The sequence below is a fragment of the Klebsiella grimontii genome, assembly GCF_042137965.1.
Classification (GTDB): Bacteria; Pseudomonadota; Gammaproteobacteria; order Enterobacterales; family Enterobacteriaceae; genus Klebsiella; species Klebsiella grimontii.
This window is the reverse complement of record NZ_CP169721.1, coordinates 4,199,209-4,225,462: the sequence shown is the minus strand read 5'-3', so window position 1 is coordinate 4,225,462 and position 26,254 is coordinate 4,199,209. Positions and strand designations below refer to the sequence as shown.

Annotated in this window: 22 protein-coding genes; 12 read left to right on the top strand and 10 right to left on the bottom strand. The window is 58.0% G+C overall.

Going from position 1 to position 26,254, the window contains the following annotated elements:
* Positions 1-15 precede the first annotated feature (15 nt).
* From ACE3MN_RS19845 to ACE3MN_RS19825, 5 genes are read right to left on the bottom strand one after another with little or no spacing between them, the layout of a single operon-like run.
* Positions 16-1,173, bottom strand: a complete 1,158-nt coding sequence (locus ACE3MN_RS19845) for a branched-chain amino acid ABC transporter substrate-binding protein (RefSeq protein ID WP_024358902.1) — start codon at positions 1,171-1,173, stop codon at positions 16-18.
* A 27-nt stretch (positions 1,174-1,200) separates the two neighbouring features.
* Positions 1,201-1,920: an ABC transporter ATP-binding protein gene (locus ACE3MN_RS19840; RefSeq protein ID WP_131930339.1), complete on the bottom strand. Its 720-nt coding sequence runs from the start codon at positions 1,918-1,920 to the stop codon at positions 1,201-1,203.
* Complete coding sequence (locus ACE3MN_RS19835) at positions 1,913-2,680, bottom strand: ABC transporter ATP-binding protein (protein WP_004135277.1); 768 nt, start codon at positions 2,678-2,680, stop codon at positions 1,913-1,915. Before ACE3MN_RS19835 ends, ACE3MN_RS19840 begins: the two co-directional genes overlap by 8 nt.
* Positions 2,677-3,783, bottom strand: coding sequence for a branched-chain amino acid ABC transporter permease (locus ACE3MN_RS19830; protein WP_375364146.1), 1,107 nt, complete (start codon positions 3,781-3,783; stop codon positions 2,677-2,679). Before ACE3MN_RS19830 ends, ACE3MN_RS19835 begins: the two co-directional genes overlap by 4 nt.
* 10 nt (positions 3,784-3,793) lie before the next feature.
* Positions 3,794-4,744: a branched-chain amino acid ABC transporter permease gene (locus tag ACE3MN_RS19825; protein WP_004135279.1), complete on the bottom strand. Its 951-nt coding sequence runs from the start codon at positions 4,742-4,744 to the stop codon at positions 3,794-3,796.
* Between the two features lie 171 nt (positions 4,745-4,915).
* Here ACE3MN_RS19825 and ACE3MN_RS19820 point away from each other — a divergent pair, with 171 nt between their 5' ends.
* The 6 genes from ACE3MN_RS19820 to ACE3MN_RS19795 all read left to right on the top strand — a co-directional run bounded on the left by ACE3MN_RS19820 (position 4,916) and on the right by ACE3MN_RS19795 (position 11,961).
* On the top strand, positions 4,916-5,845 hold the full coding sequence (locus tag ACE3MN_RS19820) for a LysR substrate-binding domain-containing protein (RefSeq protein ID WP_004135280.1): 930 nt from the start codon (positions 4,916-4,918) through the stop codon (positions 5,843-5,845).
* Between the two features lie 211 nt (positions 5,846-6,056).
* Positions 6,057-7,937, top strand: a complete 1,881-nt coding sequence (locus ACE3MN_RS19815) for a beta-glucoside-specific PTS transporter subunit IIABC (RefSeq protein WP_224358944.1) — start codon at positions 6,057-6,059, stop codon at positions 7,935-7,937.
* Complete coding sequence (locus tag ACE3MN_RS19810; RefSeq protein WP_024358900.1) at positions 7,934-9,358, top strand: glycoside hydrolase family 1 protein; 1,425 nt, start codon at positions 7,934-7,936, stop codon at positions 9,356-9,358. Before ACE3MN_RS19815 ends, ACE3MN_RS19810 begins: the two co-directional genes overlap by 4 nt.
* On the top strand, positions 9,355-10,194 hold the full coding sequence (licT, locus tag ACE3MN_RS19805; RefSeq protein WP_024358899.1) for a BglG family transcription antiterminator LicT: 840 nt from the start codon (positions 9,355-9,357) through the stop codon (positions 10,192-10,194). Before ACE3MN_RS19810 ends, licT begins: the two co-directional genes overlap by 4 nt.
* 149 nt (positions 10,195-10,343) lie before the next feature.
* Entirely contained in the window at positions 10,344-10,682 is a 339-nt protein-coding gene (locus ACE3MN_RS19800) for a helix-turn-helix domain-containing protein (protein WP_024358898.1), read from the top strand.
* A complete protein-coding gene (locus ACE3MN_RS19795; RefSeq protein ID WP_024358897.1) occupies positions 10,672-11,961 on the top strand; it encodes a type II toxin-antitoxin system HipA family toxin in 1,290 nt (429 codons plus the stop codon). Before ACE3MN_RS19800 ends, ACE3MN_RS19795 begins: the two co-directional genes overlap by 11 nt.
* Positions 11,962-12,045: 84 nt before the next feature.
* On the opposite strand, the gene ACE3MN_RS19790 is transcribed toward ACE3MN_RS19795, so the two are convergent.
* The 5 genes from ACE3MN_RS19790 to ACE3MN_RS19770 all read right to left on the bottom strand — a co-directional run bounded on the left by ACE3MN_RS19790 (position 12,046) and on the right by ACE3MN_RS19770 (position 18,596).
* The gene (locus ACE3MN_RS19790; protein ID WP_004135287.1) at positions 12,046-13,050 is read right to left on the bottom strand and encodes a LacI family DNA-binding transcriptional regulator; all 1,005 of its coding nucleotides are present in this window, start codon (positions 13,048-13,050) and stop codon (positions 12,046-12,048) included.
* A gap of 30 nt (positions 13,051-13,080) precedes the next feature.
* Entirely contained in the window at positions 13,081-14,481 is a 1,401-nt protein-coding gene (locus tag ACE3MN_RS19785) for a sucrose-6-phosphate hydrolase (protein ID WP_219192131.1), read from the bottom strand.
* Entirely contained in the window at positions 14,481-15,851 is a 1,371-nt protein-coding gene (locus ACE3MN_RS19780; protein ID WP_024358895.1) for a sucrose-specific PTS transporter subunit IIBC, read from the bottom strand. The genes ACE3MN_RS19785 and ACE3MN_RS19780 overlap by 1 nt, the downstream gene beginning before the upstream one ends.
* A gap of 136 nt (positions 15,852-15,987) precedes the next feature.
* Entirely contained in the window at positions 15,988-17,505 is a 1,518-nt protein-coding gene (locus tag ACE3MN_RS19775) for a carbohydrate porin (protein ID WP_024358894.1), read from the bottom strand.
* A gap of 167 nt (positions 17,506-17,672) precedes the next feature.
* Complete coding sequence (locus ACE3MN_RS19770; protein ID WP_024358893.1) at positions 17,673-18,596, bottom strand: aminoimidazole riboside kinase; 924 nt, start codon at positions 18,594-18,596, stop codon at positions 17,673-17,675.
* A gap of 353 nt (positions 18,597-18,949) precedes the next feature.
* Between ACE3MN_RS19770 and ACE3MN_RS19765 the strand changes: the two genes are divergently transcribed.
* The 6 genes from ACE3MN_RS19765 to ACE3MN_RS19740 all read left to right on the top strand — a co-directional run bounded on the left by ACE3MN_RS19765 (position 18,950) and on the right by ACE3MN_RS19740 (position 26,135).
* Entirely contained in the window at positions 18,950-19,342 is a 393-nt protein-coding gene (locus tag ACE3MN_RS19765) for a hypothetical protein (RefSeq protein WP_004130158.1), read from the top strand.
* A gap of 277 nt (positions 19,343-19,619) precedes the next feature.
* Entirely contained in the window at positions 19,620-20,090 is a 471-nt protein-coding gene (locus ACE3MN_RS19760; protein WP_004135302.1) for an RcnB family protein, read from the top strand.
* Positions 20,091-20,520: 430 nt separating this feature from the next.
* On the top strand, positions 20,521-21,699 hold the full coding sequence (locus ACE3MN_RS19755; RefSeq protein WP_049087502.1) for a M20 aminoacylase family protein: 1,179 nt from the start codon (positions 20,521-20,523) through the stop codon (positions 21,697-21,699).
* A 19-nt stretch (positions 21,700-21,718) separates the two neighbouring features.
* Positions 21,719-22,495, top strand: a complete 777-nt coding sequence (locus ACE3MN_RS19750; protein WP_154929607.1) for an ABC transporter substrate-binding protein — start codon at positions 21,719-21,721, stop codon at positions 22,493-22,495.
* A 131-nt stretch (positions 22,496-22,626) separates the two neighbouring features.
* Entirely contained in the window at positions 22,627-23,580 is a 954-nt protein-coding gene (locus tag ACE3MN_RS19745) for an aldo/keto reductase (protein WP_024358890.1), read from the top strand.
* 353 nt (positions 23,581-23,933) lie between these two features.
* A complete protein-coding gene (locus ACE3MN_RS19740; protein WP_375364145.1) occupies positions 23,934-26,135 on the top strand; it encodes a TonB-dependent receptor in 2,202 nt (733 codons plus the stop codon).
* The last annotated feature ends 119 nt before the right edge of the window (positions 26,136-26,254 follow it).

Here is a 26,254-nt window from a genome sequence, read left to right as displayed (position 1 = left end):
CATTGCCTCACTGCGTTACTTCGTTGTTGCGCCGCCGAGTACGGTTTGCGGCTGCCATTTGCCCTCGACGACTTTATAAACGGTAAAGGTTGGCGATTTCAGGTTGCCCTCTTTATCAAAGGCGATTTGTCCGGTCACGCCGGCGTAGTTAATGGCGCGCAGGGCGGGCAGATAGTCGGCGGGATCGACGGAGTCGGCTTTTTCCATCGCCGCGACCAGCACGCGGGTAGCGTCATAGGCGAACGGCGCGTGCAGTTCGATATGGGTGTGATAGCGCGACTGGTAGGCCTGCTCGAAGGCTTTACCGCCCGGCATCCGCTCGACCGGCAGTCCCGGCTCCAGCGCCACCACGCCGTCGCCCTCTTTCTGCGCCAGCTGGAGGAAGGTCTGGCTAACGAAGCCACCTGCGCCCATCAGGGTAGCGTTCATGCCCAGCTGTTTGATGCGGCGCGCCAGCGGGGCGGCCTGACTATCGACGCCGCCAAAGAAAATCAGGTCGGCGTTTTTGCTGCGGATCGCGGTCAGCACGGCGCTGAAGTCGACGGTTTTGTCATCGACGTACTGGCGATCGACGATATTGATTCCCTGTGCTTCCAGCGACTTAATAAACTCATCCGCCAGCCCCTGGCCGAAGGCGGTACGGTCATCGATGACCGCGATGCGTTTGGCCTTCAGGGTTTGTACCGCGTACTGTCCGGCAAACTGGCCGCCGTCATCGTCGTGGCCCATCACGCGGAAGCTGGTGTCGAAGCCCTGTTTGGTGTAGGCGTGCCCGGTGGCGACCGGCGCGACCTGGGCGATGCCCGCATCGTGGTAAACCCGCGCAGCGGGAATGCTGGTGCCGGTATTCCAGTGGCCGACGACGCCCGCGACGCCGCTGTCCACCAGACGCTGGGCGACGGCAACGGCGGTGCGTGGGTCGGACTGATCGTCTTCCGACTGCAGCTTGAAGGTTACCGCCTTGCCGCCGATGGTCGGGTGCTGCTTGTTGATATCGTCAATCGCCAGCTGCGCGCCGTTTTCCAGATCCTTGCCGATACGCGCGGAAGGGCCGGTGAGCGGGCCAGCCAGGCCGATAATCACGGTTTCGCTGGCTGCGGACCACGCGGCGGATGAGGCAAAACCACTGAGCAGGATAGCGGCGCTGAGCGCGCTGATTTTTACGGTTTTCATTGTTTTTCCCTGATGCTGGTTGGTGTGTTAAACGGGCATTTCGCCCAAATAGATCTGTGCAATACGATCGTCGGCCAGCAGCGTCTGCGATGGACCGCGCTCGACGATGCTGCCGCTGTCCATCACCCAGGCGCTGTCGGTGGCCTCCAGCGCCAGGCGCGCGTTCTGCTCGATCAGCAGCAGCGCGACGCCGCGCTGGCGCAGGGTGGCGATAACGCGAAAAATGTTCTCGACCATCAGCGGCGCCAGGCCCATCGACGGTTCGTCGAGGATCAGCAGGCGTGGCTGGCTGAGCAGGGCGCGGTTGAGCGCCAGCAGCTGCTGTTCACCGCCGGAGAGCAGCCCCGCCAACTGATGCTGGCGTTCGGCGAGGCGCGGGAAATTAGCGAAGATGGCGCCCATCTCCTGCTTTACCGCCGCCGCGTCGCGTCGTAGCCAGGCGCCCATTTGCAGGTTTTCCAGCACCGTCATGCGGGCAAAGATGCCGCGTCCTTCCGGCACCATCACCAGTCCTTCGCGCAGCAGGGATTTGGCCCGACGTTTGCGGATCGGCTTGCCGTTAAACAAAATTTCACCGCTAAAGGGTTCCAGCCCGGTAATGGCGCGCACGGTGGAGCTTTTGCCCGCGCCGTTGGCGCCGATAAGCGTGGTCTGCTCGCCCTCTTTAACGCTGAATGAGACGTCGCGCACCGCCTGGATGCCGCCGTAGTGGACGCTAAGCTGGTTGACGGTTAATAAATCAGACATGGATATTGCCTCCCAGCCAGGCGGCGATCACCGCCGGATCGCGGCGTACGGTATCCGGCGTGCCGCTGGTTAACGTTTTGCCGTAATCCAGCACCATCAGGCGATCGCAGATCCCCATTACCAGCTTGACGTCATGCTCAATCATCAGCAGCGTTTTGCCGTCGTCACGAATGCGCAGCAGCAGTTCGCCAAGGGCCATCTTCTCGGCGGCGTTCATTCCGGCCGCCGGTTCATCCAGCGCCAGCAGGCGCGGTTCGGTGGCCAGCGCGCGGGCAATCTCCAGCCGCCGCTGGTGACCGTAGGCGAGGTCGCAGGCGCGATAGTGGGCGAACTGCGAGATGCCGGTATAGTCCAGCAGGTGCCAGGCCAGCTCGCGGGTTTGCGTCTCCTCGGCGCGGGCGCGTTTATGACGGGAGATCGCGGCCCACAGGCCGTTGCGGGTGCGGACGTGGCGGCCCACCATAACGTTCTCCAGTACCGACATGTTGTTAAACAGCCGCACGTTCTGGAAGGTGCGGGCGATGCCCGCGGCGGTCACTTTCTCAATATTGCTCGGAAAATAGGCTTCGCCACCGATAGCGAACTCGCCGCTGTCCGCCGGGTAGAGGCCGGTAATCAGGTTAAAGCAGGTGGTTTTCCCCGCGCCGTTGGGGCCGATCAGGCCGTAGATTTCACCCTGATTAATACTCAGCGATACGTTGTCGACCGCCGTCAGACCGCCGAAACGCTTCGTCATATGGCATACGCTTAACAGGCTCATGCTTTCGCTCCTTGATGTCGCGCGGGCCAGATGCCCTGCGGGCGCAGAAGCATGACCAGCACCAGCGCCAGGCCGTAGAACAGCTGGCGCAGCACTTCCGGGTCAATCAGCACTTCGCCAAACAGCGCCTGCTGTACCGGCGCCGCCTGGCTGCGCAGCAGCTCCGGCAGCGCGGTCAGCAGCACCGCGCCGAGGATCACGCCTGGGATATGCCCCATCCCGCCCAGCACCACCATCGCCAGCACCGCAATCGACTCCTGCAGGGTAAAGGATTCCGGCGAAACAAAGCCCTGAAATGCGCCGAACAGCGCGCCCGCCACGCCGCCGAATGAGGCGCCGATAGCGAAAGCCAGCAGTTTGTAGTTACGCAGGTTGATGCCCATCGCCCGGGCGACGTCTTCATCCTCGCGGATGGCGTGCCAGGCGCGGCCAATGCGCGAATGCTGCAGCCGCAGGCAGACGAAAATAATCGCCACAATCACCAGCATCAGAAGGTAGTACCACAGCCACAGCGCCGGGACTTTAAAGCCGAAACAGTGATAAACGCCGCTAAACTTGAGGCCGAACAGATTCAGCGAATCGACCCCGGAGATGCCTTTTGCGCCGTTGGTGATGTTGACCGGACGGTCGAGGTTGCGCATCAGGATGCGGATAATTTCGCCGAACCCGAGGGTGACAATCGCCAGATAGTCGCCGCGCAGCTTCAGCGTCGGCGCGCCCAGCACGATACCGCAGCCTGCCGCCACCAGCGCGGCGAGCGGAATAATCACCAGCCAGGAGGTGTGCAGGCCGTCCGGAAACCAACTATTTAAAATCGGGAAGACGTCCAGCAGATGCGGAGAAGCCAGCAGCGCCGCCAAATACGCGCCGACGGCGTAAAAGGCGATAAAGCCCATATCCAGCAGGCCGGTATAGCCGACCACAATATTCAGCCCCAGCGCCAGCATAACGTAGAGCAGGGCGAAGTCGATGACCCGCACCCAGTAGTTGCCGCCGAGCTGGCTGGCGACCATCGGCGCCACCAGCAGCGCGCAGACCAACAGGGTCATCCCGGACCAGAAGCGGCGGGAGACGGCAGGCGTATCGAGTTGTAGCGTTGTCATGATTTTTCTCCTAAGCCCGGTGCGCGACGCGTTCGCCGAGCAAACCGGCCGGGCGGAAGACCAGCACCAGGATCAGCACCATAAAGGCGAAAATATCCTGGTAGTTGCTGCCGAAGACGCCGTGGGTCAGGTCGCCGAGATAGCCCGCTCCGAGGGATTCGATAAGCCCCAGCAGCAGGCCGCCGATCATCGCGCCGCGAATATTGCCGATGCCGCCGAGCACCGCGGCGGTAAAGGCTTTAATGCCGGGCAGAAAGCCCATGGAGAAACCAGCGCTGCCGTAGTTGCTGGCCATCATCACGCCAGCCAGCGCGGCGAATACGCCGCCGATGGCGAAAGTGAGGGCGATAATCGCGTTAGGGTTAACGCCCATTAGCGTAGCGATGCGTGGATTTTCCGCTACCGCGCGCATACCGCGGCCTAAGCGGGTGTATTCCACCAGCAGCCACAGGCCAAGCATCACCGTGAGGGCCAGCGCGACGGTGACGATACCGGTGACGGTAATGAGAGCCGGAGGATGCGCTGCGCTGCCGTGGGTCACGGCGATCGGATCCATTGGCAGGATCTGCGGGAACATCAGCGGATTGCGCGACCAGACGATCATCGCCACGGTTTGCAGCAGCACCGAGACGCCGATCCCGGAGATCAGCGGCGCCAGGCGCGGGGCGTTGCGCAGGCGGCGGTAGGCAAAGCGTTCGACCGCCATCGCCAGCAGGGCGCAGACCGTCATGGCCAGCAGCAGCGCCAGCCCGAGCTGCGCCAGCGGCGGCAGAGTGGGGAAATGCGCGTTCAGGGCGTGCATCCCGGAAAGGGTGGTCAACGCGCCGACCATAAGAATGTCGCCGTGGGCAAAGTTAATAATGCGCAGGATGCCGTACACCATGGTATAGCCGAGCGCGATCAGGGCGTAGATGCTGCCGAGCATGACCCCGTTGATGATTTGTTGTATGAGTGTGTCCAACTGACTGTTCCGACAAGATGCTCAAATAATAGCTACCATCCAACAAATGAATTAAATTGTAAAATACGCATATATTCTTTCTTATTATAAATGTGTGGTTAACTATCATTATGATTTTAAATATAATTTAATAAATCACTGGATAGCGTAATGCGCTAAGAAAATCAATATATGAAAAAAACAGAACAATCGGAGGCGCCGGGTAGCTGGTCGCAGAGTACTTTGGTAAACGATCCGCCGCTGCGGGCGGTGCGCGCCTTCGAGGCGATCGCGCGCCTCGGCAGCGTAACCCTGGCGGCGCAGGAGCTGGCGATATCGCCCTCGGCGGTTAGCCATCAGCTCAAAGTGCTGGAAGGCTATTTGCAGATCCCGCTCACCGAACGTCAGGGGCGACGGCTGACCCTCAGCCAGCAGGGGCGGGAGTATTATCGCTCGATCCGCGCGGCGTTTAACGTGCTGCGCCAGGCCACCGAGCATCTGGTCGAGCAGGTGCAAACCCAGCAGGTGACGATCAGCCTGATCCCGCTGTTTGGCATGGGTTGGTTTATTCCCCGCCTGCCGTCATTCGTGCACGCCAATCCGCATACCGAAATCAACGTGGTCTACGCCAACCATCGCAACTATCTTAGCGACGCTTCCGATATGTCGATCCGCTTTGGCAACGGTCACTGGGTGGGCTATCAAAGCGAAAAGCTGATTTCCGGCAAAATGGTGCCGGTATGCAGCCAGGCCTTTTTACGCCTGCACGGGCATATTGATACCCCGGAACAGCTGTTGCAGATGCCGCTGCTGCACGACGAGGAGCGCACGACCTGGAATCAGTGGTTTGTACAGCAGGGAGTGAAGCGCCCGCCGCGCTCGACCGGGCCGCTGTTTGAGGATGGCCTGTTGACCCTCGCGGGCGTGCAGGCCGGGCTGGGCTGCGCGCTCATGCGCGAGCCGCTGATCGCTCCCTATCTGAAGAGCGGCGAGTTGGTGAAAATCTTCGATGCGGCAATTGATGATGGCCGGGATTATTATCTCTGCGTACGTCAGGATAGTGATATGACCCCCAACGGTAAGCTATTGCAGAGCTGGCTACGCCAGCAGGCCCTCGGTTGATATTTAGTTAAGAATTTACTTAATCCAGCTCACATTTTTGTTCGGTTGCCATTGTCATTACACAGGGGCGCTTAGATAATCCGCCGAAATAACCCATTTTTATGATGGCGTGCTACTGCGAAAGCAGGCAAGACCAAAATAGAAATGCTCTCCCGCCAAGGGGAGCGTCTCTGTTTTGGTCTTTTTTTTTGCCCCAACACCAGGGAACACTATGAACTATAACGAAACAGCAGACAAAATCCTCCACGCGGTGGGCGGTGCGGAGAATATCCGCATGCTCACCCATTGCGCCACCCGGCTGCGCATGGAGTTCAACGACCGCGCAAAGGTAAACGATGCGCAGATTGGCACCCTCCCCGGCGTGATCAGCGTGGTGGAGAAGGGCGGCCAGTTCCAGATTGTGATCGGTAACGAGGTGCAGCAGGTTTACCGGCGGCTCAATAAGGCGCTGCCGGAGAAAAAAGGCCCGGCAGGCGGCGATAAAAATGCGAAGCCGGCCGGCATCGTCGCACGGATTATCAGCGTTATTTCGACCACCTTTACCCCGGTGATCCCGGCGATTACCGGCGCGGGGATGATTAAAGCGCTGTTGGCTATTCTCAAGCTCACGGGGGTGATTAGCGAGACCAGCTCGACGTATCAGCTGCTGAATATTATTGCCGACGCCGCCTTCTTCTTCCTACCGGTGCTGCTGGCCTACGGCGCATCGCTGAAGTTTGAATGCAACCCGATTCTGGCGATGACCCTCGCGGGCGTGCTGCTGCATCCGGGCATCGGCCAGATGCTGGCGGCCGGTAAAGCGGTCGATTTTGTCGGCATCAACGTCCTGCTTTCCGATTACGCCGGTTCGGTGCTGCCGATCATTCTGACGGTGTGGCTGATGTCGTGGGTGGAGCGCTTTGCCGAAAAAGTCTCGCCGTCGATTATTAAATTCTTTGTTAAGCCGATGCTGATCCTGCTGATTACCGCGCCGCTGGCGCTGGTGGTGGTCGGCCCGGCGGGCATTTTGCTTAACGATCTGGTGGCTGCCGGGGCGGGCGCTATCGACCGCCACGCCAGCTGGTTGATCCCGATGCTGATGGGCACCCTGCAGCCCTTCCTGATTATTACCGGCACCGCCTGGGCGATGACGCCGATCGCCACCGGCCAGCTGAGTAAAAGCGGTTACGAGATGATTAACGGACCGGGGATGCTGGCGTCCAACGTGGCGATGGGGGCGGCGACGCTGTGCGTGGCGCTGAAAACCAAAAATAGCAACCTGCGCCAGCTGGCCTCTTCGTCGGGCTTTACCGCGCTGCTGGGGATCACCGAACCGGCGCTGTACGGGGTGCTGCTCAAGTTCCGCCGCGTGCTGATTGCCGCGATGATCGGCGGCGGCTGCGCCGGGGTCTACGCCGGGGTGAGCGGGCTGGTGCGCTACGCGTTTGTCTCGCCAGGCCTCGCGGCGCTGCCGGCGTTTATCGGCGAAAACCCGATGAACATCGTCCATGCGCTGGTAACCTGCGCGATCTCCATCGTGGTGACCTTTACCCTGACCTGGTTTATCGCTTTTAAAGACGTTCCTGAGGAACAAGAGGAAGTGGGCGAGGCGCCGCAGCCTGCGGTGAGCCCGAAAAACGAGGGGGAGACGGAAGTATTCAGCCCGCTGCGCGGCCCGGTGGTGGCGCTCAGCGAAGTGAACGATGACGTCTTTTCCGGCGGCCTGCTGGGCGAGGGCCTGGCGATTCGTCCCGAGGAAGGGGTACTGCGCGCGCCGTTTAGCGGCACGGTGATGATGTTTCTGCCGTCGTGCCACGCCGTTGGCCTGCAGAGCGACAGCGGTCTTGAGCTGCTGATCCATATCGGTATCGACACCGTTAATCTTAACGGCCAGCACTTTAGCTCTACGCTGAAGGTGGGCGATAGGGTGGAAGCGGGACAGGAGCTAATCCGCTTTGATATACCCGCCATCGAGCAGGCCGGGTATGACCTGATTACCCCGGTGATTGTGGTCAACGGCGATGAGCAGCACTCACTGCGCCTGACTGCCGCCGCGCAGGTCGATTACGGGGAGCAACTGATGGTGCAATCCGCTAAGGAGGCGCAGGCATGATTTATCAAAAGAAAGCGCAGTTCCCGGACGGTTTTCTGTGGGGCGCGTCCACCTCGGCCTATCAGGTCGAGGGCGCGTGGAATGAAGATGGTAAAGGCCCTTCGGTGGTCGATATGCTCAGCCATCCGCCGGGAACGGCGGACTTCCGCATCGCCAGCGACCACTATCATCGCGTGGAGGAGGACGTCGCGCTGATGGCGCAGATGGGGCTGAAGGCCTACCGTTTTTCGGTGGCCTGGTCGCGGGTGATACCTGACGGCGATGGCCCGGTGAATCCGACCGGGCTGGCGTTTTATCACCGCCTGATCGACGCCCTGACCCGCCATGGCATCACCCCCATCGTCACGCTGTACCACTTCGACCTGCCGTGGGCGCTGGAGCTTAAAGGCGGCTGGCTGAACCGCAAAACCGGGGAGGCATTCGTGCGCTATGCCAGGCTGCTGTTCAGCGAATTTGCCGCCAAAGTTCCGCTCTGGCTGACCATCAATGAACAGAACACCATGATCCTCCATCCCGGCGCGATTGGCGTGCCAGCGGATCGCGAACTGCCGGACAAGAAGGCGCTGTACCAGCAGAATCATCATATGATGCTGGCCCAGGCGCAGATCTTCGCCCTGTGCCACCGCGAGTTCCCCGGGCTGCGCATTGGCCCGGCGATAAACACCACGTCGATGTACGCCGAAAGCTGTAAGCCTGAGGACGCCATCGCCGCGCATAACTGGGAGACGCTGCGCTGCTGGAGCTTTTTGGATGTTGCGGCGCATGGCCGCTACAACGCCCTGGCGTGGGCCTATATGCAGGATCGCGGCCTCGCGCCGGAGCTGCAGCCGGAAGATGCGCTGATTTTGCAGCAGGGGAGGCCGGACTTTATCGCCATTAACTACTACTCGACCGCTACCATTGCCGCCAGCCGGGGCGACGGCGGCGACGTTGCGCCCCGCGCCGGGGACCAGCAAATTATGCTGGGCGAAGAGGGGGTTTATCGTCCGGCGGAAAACCCGTGGGTTGGCAAAACCCCCTACGGCTGGGTGGTCGATCCGGTGGGGCTGCGCCTGACGCTGCGTAAAGTGTGCGAACGCTACGGCCTGCCGATTCTGATTAGCGAAAACGGCATGGGCGCGCCGGATAAGCTGGCGCCTGATGGGACGGTAAATGACGACTATCGCATCGCCTTCTTACAGGCGCATATTGAGCAAATGCGCCTGGCGATAGCCGACGGCGTCGAGCTGATGGGCTACTGTCCGTGGGCGGCGATTGACGTGGTCAGCACCCATCAGGGATACGCCAAGCGCTACGGTTTTATTTATGTCGATCGCGGCGAGGATGACCTGAAAAGCCTGCAAAGGATCCGCAAACGCAGCTTCTGGTGGTATAAGGATGTCATCGCGCAAAACGGCAACCACGACGAGTCGCAGAGATGATTGTTCAGAAGGTGCTCAATAATAGCCTGGTGCTCTCTATGGATGACGATAGCAGGGAGGTTATCGTCATGGGGAAAGGCATTGGCTTCAACAGCAGACCCGGGGATGAGATCGCCCCGGAGAAGATTGAGAAGCTGTTCGTGACCCAGGCGCTCGGCGCGCGCAGCGGCTATCTTGAGGCGCTCTCCGCCATTCCGGATGAGGTCATTGAAATGGCGGCGATGATTATTTCCCGCGCCAATATGCAGCTCGCCAGCAAGGTTCGCGAGCAGATTTTCTTTACCCTCGCCGACCACCTGACCTTTGCCATCGAGCGCAGCCGCAAAGGGATCGCCATTCAAAATCGCCTGCTGCCGGAAGTCAGGCGTTTTTATCCGCAGCAGTTCCGCGTCGCCAGCGAGGCGGTAACGATTATTCGCCAGCAGTACGGGATTGAACTGCCGGAGGAGGAAGCCGGGAATATCGCCTTTCATCTGGTAAACGGCCAGAGCGAGGGCGACGACGTGGCGCAAACCATGCAGTCGGTGAAGATGCTGAAGGATATTTTTAATCTCGTGCAGTATCACTTTAAACAGCCGATAGACACCGACTCGATTAACTACTCGCGTTTTCTGGTCCATATGCAGTTTTTCCTCCAGCGTTTACAAGAGGGAGAGCTGGACGGCGCGCGGGACAGTTTTCTGCTGGTGCAGGTGATTAAGGAGTATCCGGAGGCGTACCGCTGCGCGCTGCTGATCCGCGATTACGTCAAAGCCCAGCTCGATATCACCCTCGGCGGCAACGAGCTGTTATGGCTCACCGTACATCTGGTGCGGATCGCGGGCCTGGATGCGTGAACGTGTTCTATTAATGGGGCGTAATAGCCATTTCTGTTTTTTTTATGGGACATGAGCTCTTTGGAATGACTGAGTTGGCTCATTTGTAGTGTTCTATAAACAGGTTATAATCGCTAACTAAGTTCTATTAATAAGACAAGAGAAGCATTATGGCAAAGCCGTCAACCCGAACCTACTCTCGTTACAGTCGCGATGCAGCACGGTTGCTGGGAATGATGATCCGCACCGCGCGCATAGAATCCAGACTCACTATCGAGGAGCTGGCAGAACGTGCTGGCGTGTCGCGTGGGCTGGTTTATCGTGCTGAGGAAGGCGATATGGGATGTGCGATTGGCGCGGTATTTGAACTGGCGACAATAGTGGGCGTGCCGCTGTTTACGCCAGATAGTTCTGCTCTGGCGTTACATATTGCTAATGCAGAGAAAACGCTGTCATTAATGCCGCGTGCGGTTCATCACTCAAGGAAGGTGATAAATGATGACTTCTGAGAATAGCCTTGAGCAAGTGTATGTCTGGATCTGGCTGCCTGGAGCAACAGAACCCGTTGTCGCCGGAGTGTTAAGCAGAGACAACGGTCGGTTTATTTTCAACTACGGCCGCAGTTATCTGGAGCGGAAAGAGGCGATAGCGGTTTATGTGCCGGAGCTTCCTTTAGTCAGAGGCGCAATGGTACCTGCCCCTGGTTTGCAAATGGCTGGCGCGTTACGCGATGGAGCTCCTGATGCCTGGGGGCGGCGAGTTATTCTGAACCGACTGATGGGCGCACAAGGCAGAGATACCGATCCCAACACCCTGGATGAAATGACCTACTTACTTGAGTCCGGTTCCGATCGGATTGGTGGTCTTGATTTTCAGCGCTCTGCGACGGAGTACGTTCCACGCGCGGCCCGAGGAGCATCGCTTGAAGAGCTTATGCAGGCAGCGTCGATGGTGGAAAACGGTATACCGTTAACCGTCGATCTTGAACAGGCGTTATTTCACGGCACTTCACTCGGTGGAGCACGACCAAAAGCGATGATCGAATTTGGGAATCGTAAATTTATCGCTAAATTTTCTTCTTCAACAGATACCTATAATGTTGTTAAAGGCGAATATATCGCCATGCGCCTGGCAGGCTGCGTTGGGTTGAATGTTGCGCCTGTTCTCTTTCGCCATACTACTGGTAAAGATGTTTTGCTTATCGAGCGTTTTGATCGCGTCCAAAGCAAGACCGGTTGGCAACGCCGCCTGATGGTGTCAGCGCTGACTATCTTTGGTCTTGATGAAATGATGGCAAGATATGCGAGCTATGAAGATTTGGCGGACATTATACGTCAGCGTTTTAGTGCCCCTAAAGAGACGCTGCGGGAGCTGTTTGGGCGACTTGTTTTTAACATTATTTGTGGTAATACCGACGATCATGCCAGAAACCATGCGGCATTTTGGGATGGTAAAAGGCTTAGCCTGACGCCTGCATATGACATTTGTCCTCAAGGGAGAGCCGGCAATGAAGCCACACAGGCTATGCTGATCGTAGGCGAAAATCGGATGAGTAACCTTGCGGTTTGCCTGTCGGCTGCCGACCGTTTTTTACTGAGCAGACGTGAAGCCATTGAGCTTATTGCCCATTATCTCGATACGGTCCATATGAACTGGAAAGCCCTCGGCGATGAGGTGGGGTTAAGTGAAGTGGACAGAAAACTCTTCTGGGGAAGGATGTTTTTTAATCCTTTCATATTTGAAGGCGCGCCAGAAGAGATTTTGAGACTACGTAAGTCGTGGCTTTAACGCGTCCGGTGCCACTGCATTTTCAACGCGGCAAGACAAATAGTCCGTTAACACGTTTCGATAACCTTTTAAACCTCCGTAGTATCACCGATGCCGAAACTGCAGCGTCGCCGGCAGGTAGCGCTGTAGCGGCTCGGGCGTGTTGCCGTCAATCAGCTGGCTTATCAAATCGTAGCAGTGCCAGGCCAGCTGGCGGTTGTCCTGCTGGACGGTATCGATACGCAGCGACAGCGAATCGTAGAGATAGTGATCGTCAAAGCTCGCCAGGTGGATGTCTGAATCGAGCAAATGGTGCTGGCTCATATAGCGCAGCACCCCTTCCAGCAGCCCGCAGGCGGCGGTAAACAGCGCCTTTGGCGGCCGACCCAGACGCGCGCAGAGGGCGGCGAACATCTCATAGCCGGAGCTGGGATGGTAGTTGCCGTTGATCACCCACTCCGGGCGCAATTCAATACCCGCCTGGGCCAGACCCTGCGTAAACCCGGCCAGACGATCGCGGGAGGGCGACAGGCGCGGCTGGCCGCCTAAAAACCAGAACTCATCGCGATGCTGAGGCGCGATGCGGGCAATCAGCTCCGCCGTCGGGGTAATTGAATCGGTCATCACCAGCGGCAGGGCGCTTTCATTCGGGTAGCGGTCAAACAGCACCACCGGCAGCTGTTCGCTGAGCTTGAGATAGTCGGCATCGGCGTGCATACAGGAGGCGACGATCAACCCGTCGACCTGACGGGCAATCATGTTATTGACCACCATGCTCTCCTGACCGGGGTTTTCGTCGGTACAGGAGATCAGCAGCTGGACGCCCGCCTCGCGGCACAGCATCTCCAGCTCATGGGAAAAGACCGCAAAGCCGTAGTTGGTGATCTCCGGCACCACCAGGCCGATGGTGTGGCTGCGGTTATCGCGCAGGGAGCGGGCGTGAATGCTCGGCTGATAGTGCTGCTCGCGGGCAATCGCCAGCACGCGCTCGCGCGTTTCCTGCGCCACGCGCAGCTCTTTGCCACGCCCGTTCAGCACCAGGCTGGCGGTCGCTTTGGAAACGCCCGCCAGTTCGGCGATATCTTTAATGGTTACGCGTTTGGTTTTCATTACGACGCCATGAGCCTGAAAGCAAAACGCTTATTCTACCATGCATGTGCGCAGCGGCCAGTAGCAGAATGCATCCGGCGCGCTACCGGAGAAAATCAGCTGCGCCGGATAAGCCGGGAAGCAGCGGCTGCTCATTACGCCTTCGCCGTCGTTAATGAAAATCTCCACGCTCGACCGATCGATGAAAATCCGCAGCGTGCGGACCTCGCCGCGCCAGTAGCGATAGTGCATCTCGTCGCTGACGAGACTGCGTCGCGCCAGTCGGATCCCGCTGGCGTCGCGCTCGAGGGTTAACGTGCCGCCGAAATCAAGGCTTAGCGCGTCGTCGGCGGCAGTTTGCAGCGCGATTTCCATCGGCGCCAGCGGCAGAGCGTTCCCCTGCCAGCCGTGCGCTTCCCCGCGCAGGGCGGTCAGCTCGCGCAGCGGACGCTGGTAGAGCTGACCGTCGATAAATTCCAGCTCGCGCAGGCAGGTCATCTGATGGATCCAGCCATGAGCGAGCGTCGGCTGGCGCATCTCTTCGCCGTCCGGGACGCCCATCCAGCCGACCAGCAGGCGGCGGCCATCGCGGGTGTGCGTGGTCTGCGGGGCGTAGAACTCGAATCCGGCGTCCAGCTCGCGCAGTTCGCCGTGGCTGAACGCGGCGCGGTCGTAGTCGAAACCACCGGCCATCCACACCGCCGGATAGGTATTGAGGAAGCGCTCTTCTTCACGGGCAATCCCCTGCGGGCAGCAGATCAGAATATGCTGGTCGCCGAGCGCAAACAGATCCGGGCACTCCCACATATAGCCTGCGTCGCTCAGGCCGTTAATGCCGTCACCGGCGATTTCGCCCTCGCTGCGCCACTGATGAAGGTCCGGGGAGCTGAACAGCAGCACCTTACCGCGCTTTTGCCGATCCTGCGCCCCCAGCACCATGTACCAGCGGTCTTGATGCCGCCAGACTTTCGGGTCGCGGACGTGGCCGGTATAGCCCTCCGGCAGCGGCAGGACCGGGCCGAGCTTAGTGAAAGTGCCGTCGGCGTTTTCCGTCGCCAGGCACTGCCACGCGGTTCGGCCGCCATCGTCGAACTTCACGTTGCCGGTATAGCACAGGGTGAGCGTACCGTTGTTATCCACCGCGCTGCCGGAGTAGCAGCCGTTGCGGTCGTACTCTTCATCCGGCATCAGCGCAATAGGCTCATGCCGCCAGCGCAGCAGATCGTCTGAACTCCAGTGCGCCCAGCACTTGAACTTATGATCGCAGGCGAGCGGGTTCCACTGGTAGAACAGGTGATAGCGCCCGGCAAACTCGACAAAACCGTTGGGGTCGTTCATCAGCCCGGTGACCGGCGCATGGTGCCAGCGGGGATAATGGCTATCGGCCAGCGCGCGCGGCTGGCCCTGCATAACGGCCTGCAAAATCGCAGGCAGACGTGATGGAAGTGACATTATTCAGCGTCCGTTTTGTATTTCAGCAGCAGAGAGACGACGAAAGCGACGCCAAAGGCGATGACCATACCGATAATGTAGTTCAGCAGCGAGCTGGCCTGCACGATGGCCATGCCGGGAATCGCCGTCAGGCCGACTGCGCTCATATAGACGTGCACTGACACGACCCACGCGCCGCCCGCCGCGCCGCCGATCAGCGCCGCGATAAACGGCTTCATGAAGCGTAAGTTGATACCAAAAATCGCCGCCTCGGTGATGCCCAGCATAGCGGAAAACGCCGAGGGCAGCGCAATGGCTTTGATTTTGACGTCTTTGGTTTTAAACCATACCGCCAGGCAGGCGCCACCCTGAGCGACGTTGGCCATGGACCAAATCGGCAGCAGGAAGTTAACCCCAATGGACGGGTTACCCAGCAGCCCGGCTTCGATGGCGTGGAAGCTGTGGTGAATACCGGTAATGACGATAACCGAATAGAGACCGCCAAACAGCAGTCCAGCCAGCCAGCCGGCGTGGCTAATCAGGGTACTCAGGACAAACGAGATGCCGTCGCCGAGCGCGCGACCGGCCGGGCCGATAATCAGCAGGGCGATAAAACCGGAAATAATCACCGTCAGGAACGGCGTCAGGATCAGGTCCAGCGCATCGGGGATCGCGCGACGCAGCTGCTTCTCAACGAGGCTCATAAACCATACCGCCAGCAGCACCGGGAACACTGTCCCCTGATAGCCGATCATGGCGATCTCGAGGCCGAAGAAGTTCATGGTATGGAAACCGGCGGCCACGCCCCAGGCGTTAGTCAGCGCCGGGTGGGTCAGAATGCCGCCGAGCGTCGCGCCGAGGTAGGGGTTACCGCCGAATTCGCGGGCCGCGGTAAAGCCAATCAGGATCGGCAGAATGATAAACGCCGCCGAGCTGCACATATCCAGCATGATGTAGAGGGCGTTGCTCGGGTCAACCCAGCCGTAGGTTTTGACCATCCCCAGCAGGCCCATCAGCAGGCCGGAGGCGACGATTGCCGGGATAATCGGCACGAAGATGTTCGACAGCAGGCGCGCGATACGCTGGAAAGGATTAAGCTTTTTCGCCGCAATGTCGGCGGCTTCCGACTTGCTCGATTCGCTAATGCCCGCCGCCTGGATAAAGGCGGCGTAGACCTTGTTCACCACCCCGGTGCCGAAAATAATCTGCATCTGCCCGGCGTTGCGGAAACAGCCCTTAACCCCTTCAATTTTGCCGATGGCCTGCTGGTCGGCCAGCGAATCATCGACCAGCACCAGCCGCAGACGCGTGGCGCAGTGCGCAGCGCTGGCGATATTTTCCTTGCCTCCCAAAAGCGGAAGCAGCGAGCGGGAAATCTGTTCAAAATCCATAGTACCCTCTGAATGCGTAAAATTTTCGTGTTGTCGTCCCGTGTTCACGGGGGCGCAGTTTCTGCGTCGTTATCGTGTCCGGGGCGACAACGCGCGCGTAATCGCCCCGGATGTTCCTGCCGTCAGACGTTACCCGTCAGAACCAGGTTTCCATCTGCATACCGAACGACCATTCGCCGCCCGATTTAAAACCACTGCTGCCCAGCGCGTCGTCGCTGGCGTAATTATTCAGTTTTTTGCTCCAGTCCATCCATGAGGTGTAAAGGCGGATTTCAGGACGGCTGAAGAAATCACCGATGCTGCCGACCTTAAAGGTCGGAGCGAAGGTGAGCTTGTAGAAGCTACCGTTCACCGCATGGCGATCGTTATAACCTTCAGGTTTAAGATCCATATACTGGTAGCTGCCTTCGTAAGCGAGGGCGAAGTTCTGGTTGATCTCCTGGATCAGACGCATGTTGAGCGTTGCCCACTGATAGCTGTCGCCCTCGGCATAACGGTCTTTACTGCTTTGCGCCAGGATAGCCGGGGCGATAAACCAGTTTTTGCTGAGCGGCGTGGTGCCGTAGCTGGCGAAGCGCCAGGTGTTGGCGCCCGAGCGTAGCGCGCCGTCAGAGCCGATGCCTTTAACTTCAGCGCCCAGGCCGTGACCGTAGAGCAGGGCGGTTTTGCTGGTGCCTTCACGCAGGCCGTAAAAAGTGTCGTTATGCAACCCGAGCAGCGCATGCGTCCCGGTATTTGCCGCATCGCCTTTGACCGGATTGCCGTTGGTATCCTGACGTTCATCGTTGTCTTTTGCCCGCATCCCGCTGACCATCACCTGCACCGGACCGATGAAGTTGTTCATGCTGACGATATAGTTCTGCACGCTATTGCTCGAGTCAGCAATATCGCCGAAGTTGCGTCCGTAAAGAGAGAAGTTACTGCGAATGCTATCGTTCCACCTGACGTCGTAAATACCGCCGCCGGTACCGGCGAGGAACACAACGTCAGAGTCAATCCAGTGAATATCAAAGTTGTCGCGGTCGAAACGTTTCCCTGCCCACAGGGTGGAGCCTTTAAACGGCCCTTCAAAGGCAGGCAGGTTGCCCAGTTCGACGAAAGCCTGGCGAACGTTCAAATCACTGGTGCTCGCCGTCCAGTCGTTATAATTGGTTTGGCCGTCGGCGACCATCACTTTGAAGCGGGTCGTCGCGCCATTATCCAGGGTCTGCTTATGTTCAAGGTTCATTTCAACATAGGTATCGGCCTGGTTTCCCAGACGGCCGATAGCCCCGCCGGTTTCCCCCGCTGGCGTCATATAGGCGCCGGATTTGGTGCTGGCGGCGGAATCATTCATTATCACGCCGGAGCGGGCGTAGCCGTGAAACTCAAAGCCGCTTTTCTCATCGGCTTTTTTCTCAAGCTTGGCGGTACGTTGAACCACTTCCTGCGTCGTGTCCTGATTTTTTTGCTGCTGGGTGGTCAGCTGCTGGACTTTTTTCTCCGCTGACTCGGCGCGGTTTTCCGCGGTTTGCGCTCTGTTTTCCGCCTCCTGCAGGCGTTTTTCCAGCGCGACCAGGCGGGCTTCGATGGTGCTGAGGTCCGTTTGCGCGTGGGCTGAGGCGGCACCGGTTAGCAAAGCGATAAGGACCGCGAGTGTGCTTTTTTTATACATGCTGGTTGCATCCCGAAAGTAAAATTTGGAAATGTTGTTTTTTTTGCTAAACCGGTTTAGGCGCTATGTTAAGCATGACCCTTAACATTTGGAAATGGATTTTGCTAAACCGGTTTAATAAATGTGATGGATGCAACAAAGTGGGCCGCGCACGACGGCCTGAAGAATCAAAACTGGCGATTAAGATCGCGCTGGTATGGCAGAGCGGTCATCGCGCCTTTCGCCGTTGTCGCCAGAGCGCCGCAGGTTTGCGCTAGCGTCAGGGTGGGTTCCAGCCCTTCGATATCCGTCGGCATCCCTTTGGCGGCAAGGCTTGCGAGCAGTCCGGCGACAAAAGCGTCACCCGCGCCGGTGGTGTCCACGCTGACCACAGGCTTGGCGCTGAAATGGGTAAACTGCTGCTGGAAGGCGGCAAGCACGCCCGCTTTGCCCTGGGTGACCAGCAGCAATTCAGGCTGGTAGCGCGCGGTGATGCTGGCGATGCCTTGCGCTAAATCATCACTTCCGCTGATGAATACCAGTTCCTCTTCCGACAGCTTCACCACGTTGGCCATGCGCAGGGCGCGATCGAGGCAGGCGTGCAGCAGCTCCTGATCCTGCCAGAGGTCCGGGCGGATATTGGGGTCAAAGCTGACCCGGCCGCCGGCCAGCTTGATTTTCTCCATAGCCGCGAAGGTGGTGCTGCGGCTGGGTTCGGCGCTGAGCGCGATAGAGCAGACGTGCAGCCACTGGTTGGCGGCAAACTGCGGCAGGTCTTCTTTCGCCAGGAACAGATCCGCGCTTGGGCGCACCATAAAGGTAAAGGTGCGTTCGCCCTGATCGTCAAGGTCGACCACGACGGTGGAGGTTCGGTGCTCGCCGTCGAGGCGCATATGGCTGACGTCGACCAGCTCCTGCTGCAGGGTGTGGCGCATAAAGCGGCCAAACGGATCGTCGCCGACGCGCCCGATAAACCCGCTGATGCCGCCAAGACGGGCGATACCTACCGCCACGTTGGCCGGCGCGCCGCCGGGGCAGCGCAGCAGACGGCCTTCGCTCTCCGGCAGCAGGTCAACTACCGCATCTCCCAGAACCCAAACTTTTGCAATCATGCTGAAAAATCTCCATAGCTAAACTTAGTTAAACCGGTTTAGCTTATTAAAGCATAGCGACAGGATCAGGGGAACGTCAGCGGCGGAAAAGTGCGAACCAGGGTATAAAAACGTGAGCCGGTTGGCAAAAGAGCGGCCGTTCGGCTGAGCGGGAGAGACTTCTGATGGCTGCGGACTCTATAGCGGTAAAAAGCGGCAGCCCGGACAGGTGCAAAGGGGGGGAGCGGCAGACCAAAAGTCGATAGAAAAGTCTGAAATCAGTTTTAAGAACAATCCCTAAAGCCAGACGGCAAAATCTTGTGCCATGCTAAATGCGACTCATAACATTAAGTTCGTTAGCGAGAGAGGATATTATGAAAAAAGCAATGATTGCGTTATCTGCGATTCTGGTAGCAGCTCCTGTTTTTGCTGCAACAACGACACACGCAACCGACGATACCGTCGCGGCGGCCCATGAAGGGGCGAACACCGCGAAGGAAAAACTGCACGAGGCCCAGCACCAGGGTGAAGAGCAGCAGCTCAAAGCTAAACACGCGGCGGAAGGCAAAAGCGACAGCGTAGGCAGCGAAGTCAGCGAAGGCGCGCAGAAAACCTGGAATAAGACCAAAGAAGGGACTGAGAAGGGCTGGAACGCAACTAAAGAAGGCACCGAAAAAGGCTGGAATAAGACCAAAGAGGTCAGCAAAGAAGGCTGGGATAAAACCAAGCAGGGTGCCGAAGAGCTAAAAACTAAAGTCACTGAGTAATTACTGACTCTTTGCTAAAAAAGGTCGCGAAAGCGGCCTTTTTTGTTATTTAGCGTCCATGGTTCAGCCTCGGGATAATTATCCGCAATGGATATCGAGCCGGCTTGCGGTATACCCGGGGGCATAGTAAACCCTGTGGCTGGGTTAAATGAGCGCAGGCAATAAAAATGCGCCCTGGAAGACTAAGCGGATATGCCAGGAATTGTCCTGGTTATATTGTTACTCACTATTCCTCCACATTCTCCTGGTACAAAGGAAATATATCAGGAGGTGTATTATGAAAAAGATTCTTTCACTGGCGATTATTTTATCTTGTGCTTTAACTTCTGTCTCCTGGGCGGATGGCCCTGGCGGCAACAACCACGGTCAGCAGCAGGTCTGGCAGCAAGACGCCGGGCGCGGCGGCCCGAACGGTAACCGTCAGCAGGGGCCGCAGGCTAACAACCATCAGGGCAACGGCGATAACCGTGGCCCGGCGCATGGTGACAAGGGGCCGCAGGGTAACCCTCATCAGGCGCGTCATGAGCAGGACCACTTTGCGTGGAACGGGCATGATTTCCGCAAAGGTCATCCGGCGCCGGAACGTTTTCGCGGCAATGATTACCGGATAAACGACTGGAACGATCGCGGATTACCGGCACCGCCGCGCGGGCAGCACTGGTCCTATATTGATGGCAACTATGTGCTGATTGCCGCCGCGACCGGGATTATTACGTCGATCCTGATTAACGGCGCGCTGAGTCACTAACCTTTTTCTGCCTTAACCTCGCTACCGCTTCCCCCGGAGGCGGTGCTGCGCGCCTGTCCGGGCTACCGATTTCCCCGCGTCTGAGGGACGGTAGTCCGGTCAGCGTAGCGCTATCGGGCAATGCCCACCCGCCCTTGTTCTCACTTAAAAAGCGCAAAGTTGAAAATATCATCCTTGCGCCTCTTCTTTGATGTTTTATCTGCGTATTTAGACTTTATAAATTGTTATTGTGCTTCATGGTTAATAAAAAGCAGAGAATGTAAGAAGCGCCCTGGTTCAGGCGAGAGTAAAAGACGTCCGCTTCGCCGTTAAATCACTATGAATAAATCAGATGAAAACTGCCTGCGGAATAAGAAATCCTGCTTGCAATAAACCCTTAGCACGTTAAGTTATTAAAGCTTTGCATCTGATTCTATTCCCGGAGACCGGCATGACCGACTGTGTAATTCCTGAAATTAAAGCCACCGAAGATGAAATGATTGCGATCCGTCATTATTTACATGCCCATCCGGAATTAAGCCTGGAAGAGTTTAATACCAGCGAGCTGGTGGCCGGAAAACTGACCGAGTGGGGCTATACGGTGACCCGCGGGCTGGCGAAAACCGGGGTGGTCGGAACCTTAAGCAAAGGCGATTCTCCGCGCACGATCGGCCTGCGCGCCGACATGGACGCGCTGCCGATTTTCGAAGCGACCGATCTCCCGTGGGCCAGCACCGTTGCCGGGAAAATGCACGCCTGCGGCCACGATGGCCATACCACCATTCTGCTGGCGGCGGCGAAATATATCGCCTCGCCGGCCTGCCAGTTCAACGGCACGGTACACCTGATATTCCAGCCCGCGGAAGAAGCTATCGGCGGCGCGGATTTAATGATTAAAGACGGCCTGTTTGAACGTTTCCCCTGCGAGCGCATCTTCGGCCTGCACAATATGCCGGGCCTGCCGGTGGGGAAACTCGGCTTTTACGCCGGTAATTTTATGGCCTCGGCGGATACGGTCAAAATCACCATTACCGGTTACGGCGGCCACGGCGCGCACCCCGAGCGCACCGTCGACCCCATTGTGACCGGCGCGGCGCTGGTGATGAATCTGCAAAGTATCGTTGCCCGTAACGTACCGCCGGGCGAAACCGCGGTGGTGAGCGTCGGTACTTTCCAGGCGGGTATCGCCTCCAACGTCATCCCCGAGAACGTGGTGATGGAGCTGAGCGTGCGGGCGATGAAGCCGGAAATTCGCGACCTGCTGATTAAGCGGATCAAGGAGCTCGCTGATTTTACCGCCAAAAGCTACGGCGCCAGCAGCGAGGTTGAGGTTTTTGACTCCTATCCGGTGCTGACCAACAGCGACGAGGAGACCGAGTTCGCCAAAGCGCTGGCGCTGGAGGTATTTGGCGAGGAGGGCGTGCTGGAATCCATTTCGCCGATGAACGCCAGCGAAGATTTCGCTTTTATGCTCCAGAAACGCCCCGGCTGCTACTTCCTGCTGGGTAATGGGGAGAAAGGCGGGAAGGGCGGCTGTATGGTGCACAACCCCGGCTATGACTTTAATGATGACATTATTTCTACCGGCGCGACGCTGTTCGTCCGGTTAGTTGAAACACACTGCCGTTGATCTCTGGAGTCCGTAAATAATGAAAAAATCTCTTCTGCTGTGGGTCGCGATGATGGCCTCAACTTCAGCCCTGGCCGCAGAAAATAAGGAAATTCGCTTTGGCGTCGATCCCACCTTTGCGCCGTTTGAATGGAAAGATCCGCAGGGTAAGCTGGCGGGTTTTGATATTGATCTCGGCAACGCGATTTGCGCCCAGCTTCAGGCCAAGTGCGTGTGGGTGGAAAGCAACTTCGACGGCATTATCCCGGCGCTGAAGGCGCGTAAGTTCGACGCGATCCTCTCCGGCATGTATATGACCGAGAAGCGCAAAGAGCAGATCGGCTTTAGCGACAAGCTCTACAACGGTCCGGTGTTCCTCGTGGCGCGTAAAAATACCCTGGCCGGGAATACCGTCGAACAGCTGAAGGGCAAAACCATCGGCGTGGAACAGGGCTCGGCGCAGGAGACTTACGTCAACCAGCACTGGCGCACGGCGGGGATCAATATCGTCGCCTATCAGGGGGCGGATCGCGTGGTTCAGGATCTGGAGTCCGGGCGTATTGATGGCGCGGTGCTGTCCGGGATGATGGCCGACTACAGCTTCCTGCAGCAGCCGCAGGGTAAAGATTTTGCCTTCGTTGGCGGCCATCTGAAGGACGACAAGCTGTTCGGCGCCGGCGCGGCGATTGGCCTGCGCAAAGAGGACGATGCCCTGCGCCAGGAGATTAACGGCGCGATTGCCCGCATTCTCGCCGACGGCACTTATAAAAAGTTAGCCGGGAAATATTTTAGCTTTGACGTCTATTCCGGGACATAATGTTGTTATGCATTCAGCGGGCACGGCTAGCCCGCTTCAAGCTTCCTTTTCTTACTATCCCGTAATTGTCCTTTCCTGGCCCTCACGGCGTTCCGAAGGATACTGAATATAAGCGATAAGGAGTGAACGGCATGATCACACGTCCCTTGGGCAAAACCGGATTTTCCATCGCCCCGCTGGTGTTTGGCGGCAACGTTTTTGGCTGGACCATCGATGAAAAAACCAGTTTTGCCATTCTTGATGCGTTTATAGACCACGGCTTTGATGCTATCGACACGGCGGATGTTTACTCCCGCTGGGCGGAGGGTAATCAGGGCGGCGAGTCTGAAACCATTATCGGCCGCTGGCTACAGGCGCGGCCCGGCATGCGCGATAAGGTGAAGATCTTCACCAAAGTGGGGGCCGATTTAGGCCTTCCCGGGCATAAAGGGTTGAAAAAAGCGTGGATCCAGCAGGCGGTTGAGGATTCACTCCGGCGCCTGAACACCGATTATATCGACCTCTATTTTGCCCACTGGCCGGACCCGGAAACGCCGGTTGCGGAAACCCTCGAGGCGTTTCACGCTCTGCAGCAGGCGGGGAAAATCCGCGCTATGGGCGCCTCCAACCTTGACGCCGGCCAGCTTTCGAGCGCGCTGGAAGTGTCGCGCAAAAGCGGTCTGCCGGCCTGGCAGGTGCTGCAGCCGGAATACAATCTTTATCATCGCTCGGCTTTTGAGGGCGCGCTCGGCGACCTGTGCATCAGCCGCGATATCGGCGTGGTGACCTACTACAGCCTGGCGTCCGGCTTCCTGACCGGCAAATACCGCCAGCAGTCCGATCTGGCGCAAAGCCAGCGCGGGGGCGGCATTGGCAAATATCTCAATCCGCGCGGGCTGCGCATCGTCGATACGCTGGTTGAGGTGGCGGAGCAAAACGACGCCAAACCCGCCGAAGTCGCGCTGGCCTGGCTGATGAGCCGCGAAGGCGTAACGGCGCCTATCGCCAGCGCCACCAGCATCGCTCAGGTGGAGAGCTTCGCCCGCGCCGCCGCGCTGACCCTGAGCGCCGACCAGCTGGCGCGTCTGGACAGCGCCAGCGCGTAATACTGTATGCCGGAGCCTGTCAGGTTCCGGCGCTTTTCCATCAGCGTTTTGTATTCCTTTTCTTTTCTCTTTTAGTCACTTCCCCGGCTCTGAATACTTTTCAGCGAAAAATGAAACGTTTTTTCATGCGCTAAAAGCCCTTCTTGATTACGTTAAGATAATGCGTATAGTTCTCATTCTTATTTTGTTTTTATGTTTTCGGTGATTGCCTGCCTCAGCGGATGCTCACGGGGAAACTGCGAAAGCGGGATAGGGCTCGCTCACGCAAGATCGAAAAGAGAACATCGGCGGCGAAGTAAATGTTAATTTATTGATTTTATTAATAATTAATCTTTTTTTATTTTTTCTTACCTATGGGACTCATTATGCGTACCTATCACTCTTCTGTTTTCCCGCTACGCAAAACGCTGCTGGCGTTAACCATCGGCGCAATCACCCATTCAGCCGCGGCGGCGGAAAGCAAGAAAAGCGAAGAAACCATGGTCGTCCAGGCAACGCCCGCCAGCGATTTTAAAGCCGGCGGCGATCTGGTGGTGCCTGCCTATCTCGACGGACAGGTGGCGAACGGCGGGCGTCTCGGGATGCTCGGCGAGCAAAACGCCATGGACGTTCCGTTTAGCATCATCGGTTATACCTCGAAGCTGATTCAGGACCAGCAGGCGAAAACCATCACCGACGTGGTGAGCAACGATGCCGGGGTTCAGCCGGTGCAGGGTTACGGTAACTATGCCGAGACCTACCGCATTCGCGGCCTCAAGTTTGACGGCGACGATATGACCCTGAGCGGGCTGGCCGGGGTGGTGCCGCGTCAGGTGGTGGATACCGCCATGCTTGAGCGGGTCGAAATTTTTAAAGGCGCCAACGCCCTGCTCAACGGCGCCGCCAGCTCCGGCGTCGGCGGGATGATTAACCTCGAACCTAAGCGCGCGGAAGATATCCCCACCGCCAACGTTGGCGTCGACTATACCTCGGATTCGCAGGTCGGCGGCTCGCTGGATTTAGGCCGTCGCTTTGGCGACGATAACCAGTTCGGCGCGCGGGTGAACCTGGTGCATCGCGAAGGCGAGGCGGCGGTCGACAATGACAAGCGCAGAACCACTCTGGCTTCGATTGGCCTCGATTATCGCGGTGAGCGCTTACGCAGCTCTTTTGACTTTGGCTATCAGAAGAAAACCTTCCACGGCGGCCCGATGGGGATCAATATTTCGGCCGTGGATTTTATCCCGCGTCTGCCGGATAACACCCATAACTACACGCAAAAATGGGCTTACAGCGATATCGAAAATGAGTTCGGTATGCTGAGAATGGAATACGACATTATTGATAAATGGACCGCCTACGCCTCGTTAGGGGCGCAGCATGCCCATGAGATTGGCCTGTATAGCGCCTCGAAGCTGATTGACCGGGCGGGCAACGCCACGGCGGGGCGCCTCGATACCAACCGCTATATTGATACCGCCAGCGGCATGGCGGGCCTTCGCGGCGAGTTCGCCACCGGTTTTGTATCGCACAGGGTCAACGTCGGCTATTCGGCGAAAACTCAAAACGACAAAACCGCATGGCGGATGTCGAAGGCGGCGGATAATCCGCTGGTGAACATCTACGATACCCGGCAGGTCGCGCCTCCGGCCAACGCTTCATTCGGCGGCGACTATGACGATCCGCTGACCAGCGGCCGCACCCGTTCCCAGGGCTGGCTGCTAAGCGACACCCTTGGCGTGCTCGACGATACGCTGCTGTTTACCGCTGGCGCGCGCCATCAAAAGGTAGTGGTGCGCAATTACAACAAAACCACCGGCCTGCAAACCGATGACGCATTTGATGACAGCCGCTGGATGCCCACTTACGGCGTGGTTTATAAGCCGTGGAAAGTGATTTCTTTATACGCCAACCATACCGAAGCGCTACAGCCGGGCAGCAATGCGCCAACCTCCGCTAAAAACTATGGTGAAAGCGTTGGGATCATTCACTCAAAACAGAACGAAGTCGGGGTGAAGGCCGATTTCGGCACAATTGGCGGCTCGCTGTCGCTGTTTGAAATTAAAATGCCGTCAGCGGTCCTCGACAGCAACGGCTATTACGGGCTTAACGGCGAGCAGCGTAACCGCGGCGTCGAATTTAATATCTTCGGCGAACCGCTGTATGGCCTGCGCCTTAACGCCAGCGCTACCTGGCTGGATGCCGAACTGTCGAAAACCGCGAAGGGTGTGAACGATGGTAAGAAAGCGATCGGCGTGCCGGGGTTCTACACGGTGCTTGGCGCAGAGTATGACATCAAGCCCATCGACGGTCTGACCGCCACCGCGCGCCTCAACCACTCGGGTTCGCAGTATGCCGATCAGGCGAACAGCAAGAAGATTGATAGCTATACCACCCTCGATCTCGGCGTGCGCTATCGACTGGCGCTTAACGAGAATCAAAACCAGATGACGGTACGCGCGGGTGTCGATAACGTAACGGATGAGAACTACTGGTCCGGCGCGGATGACAGCGGAACCTATCTGTTCCGCGGCGAACCGCGGACGTTCAAGGTATCGGTAGGTTACGCGTTCTGAGCCAAAATGCAGAGGCGGGCAGGGCCGATCGTCCCTTGTGATAAATCAATGAACGTATGAAGCCTGCGCATCTGCCGCTTGAAGTATGGCGAGTATAAGTGTTAAAAGGTGCCCCTTCA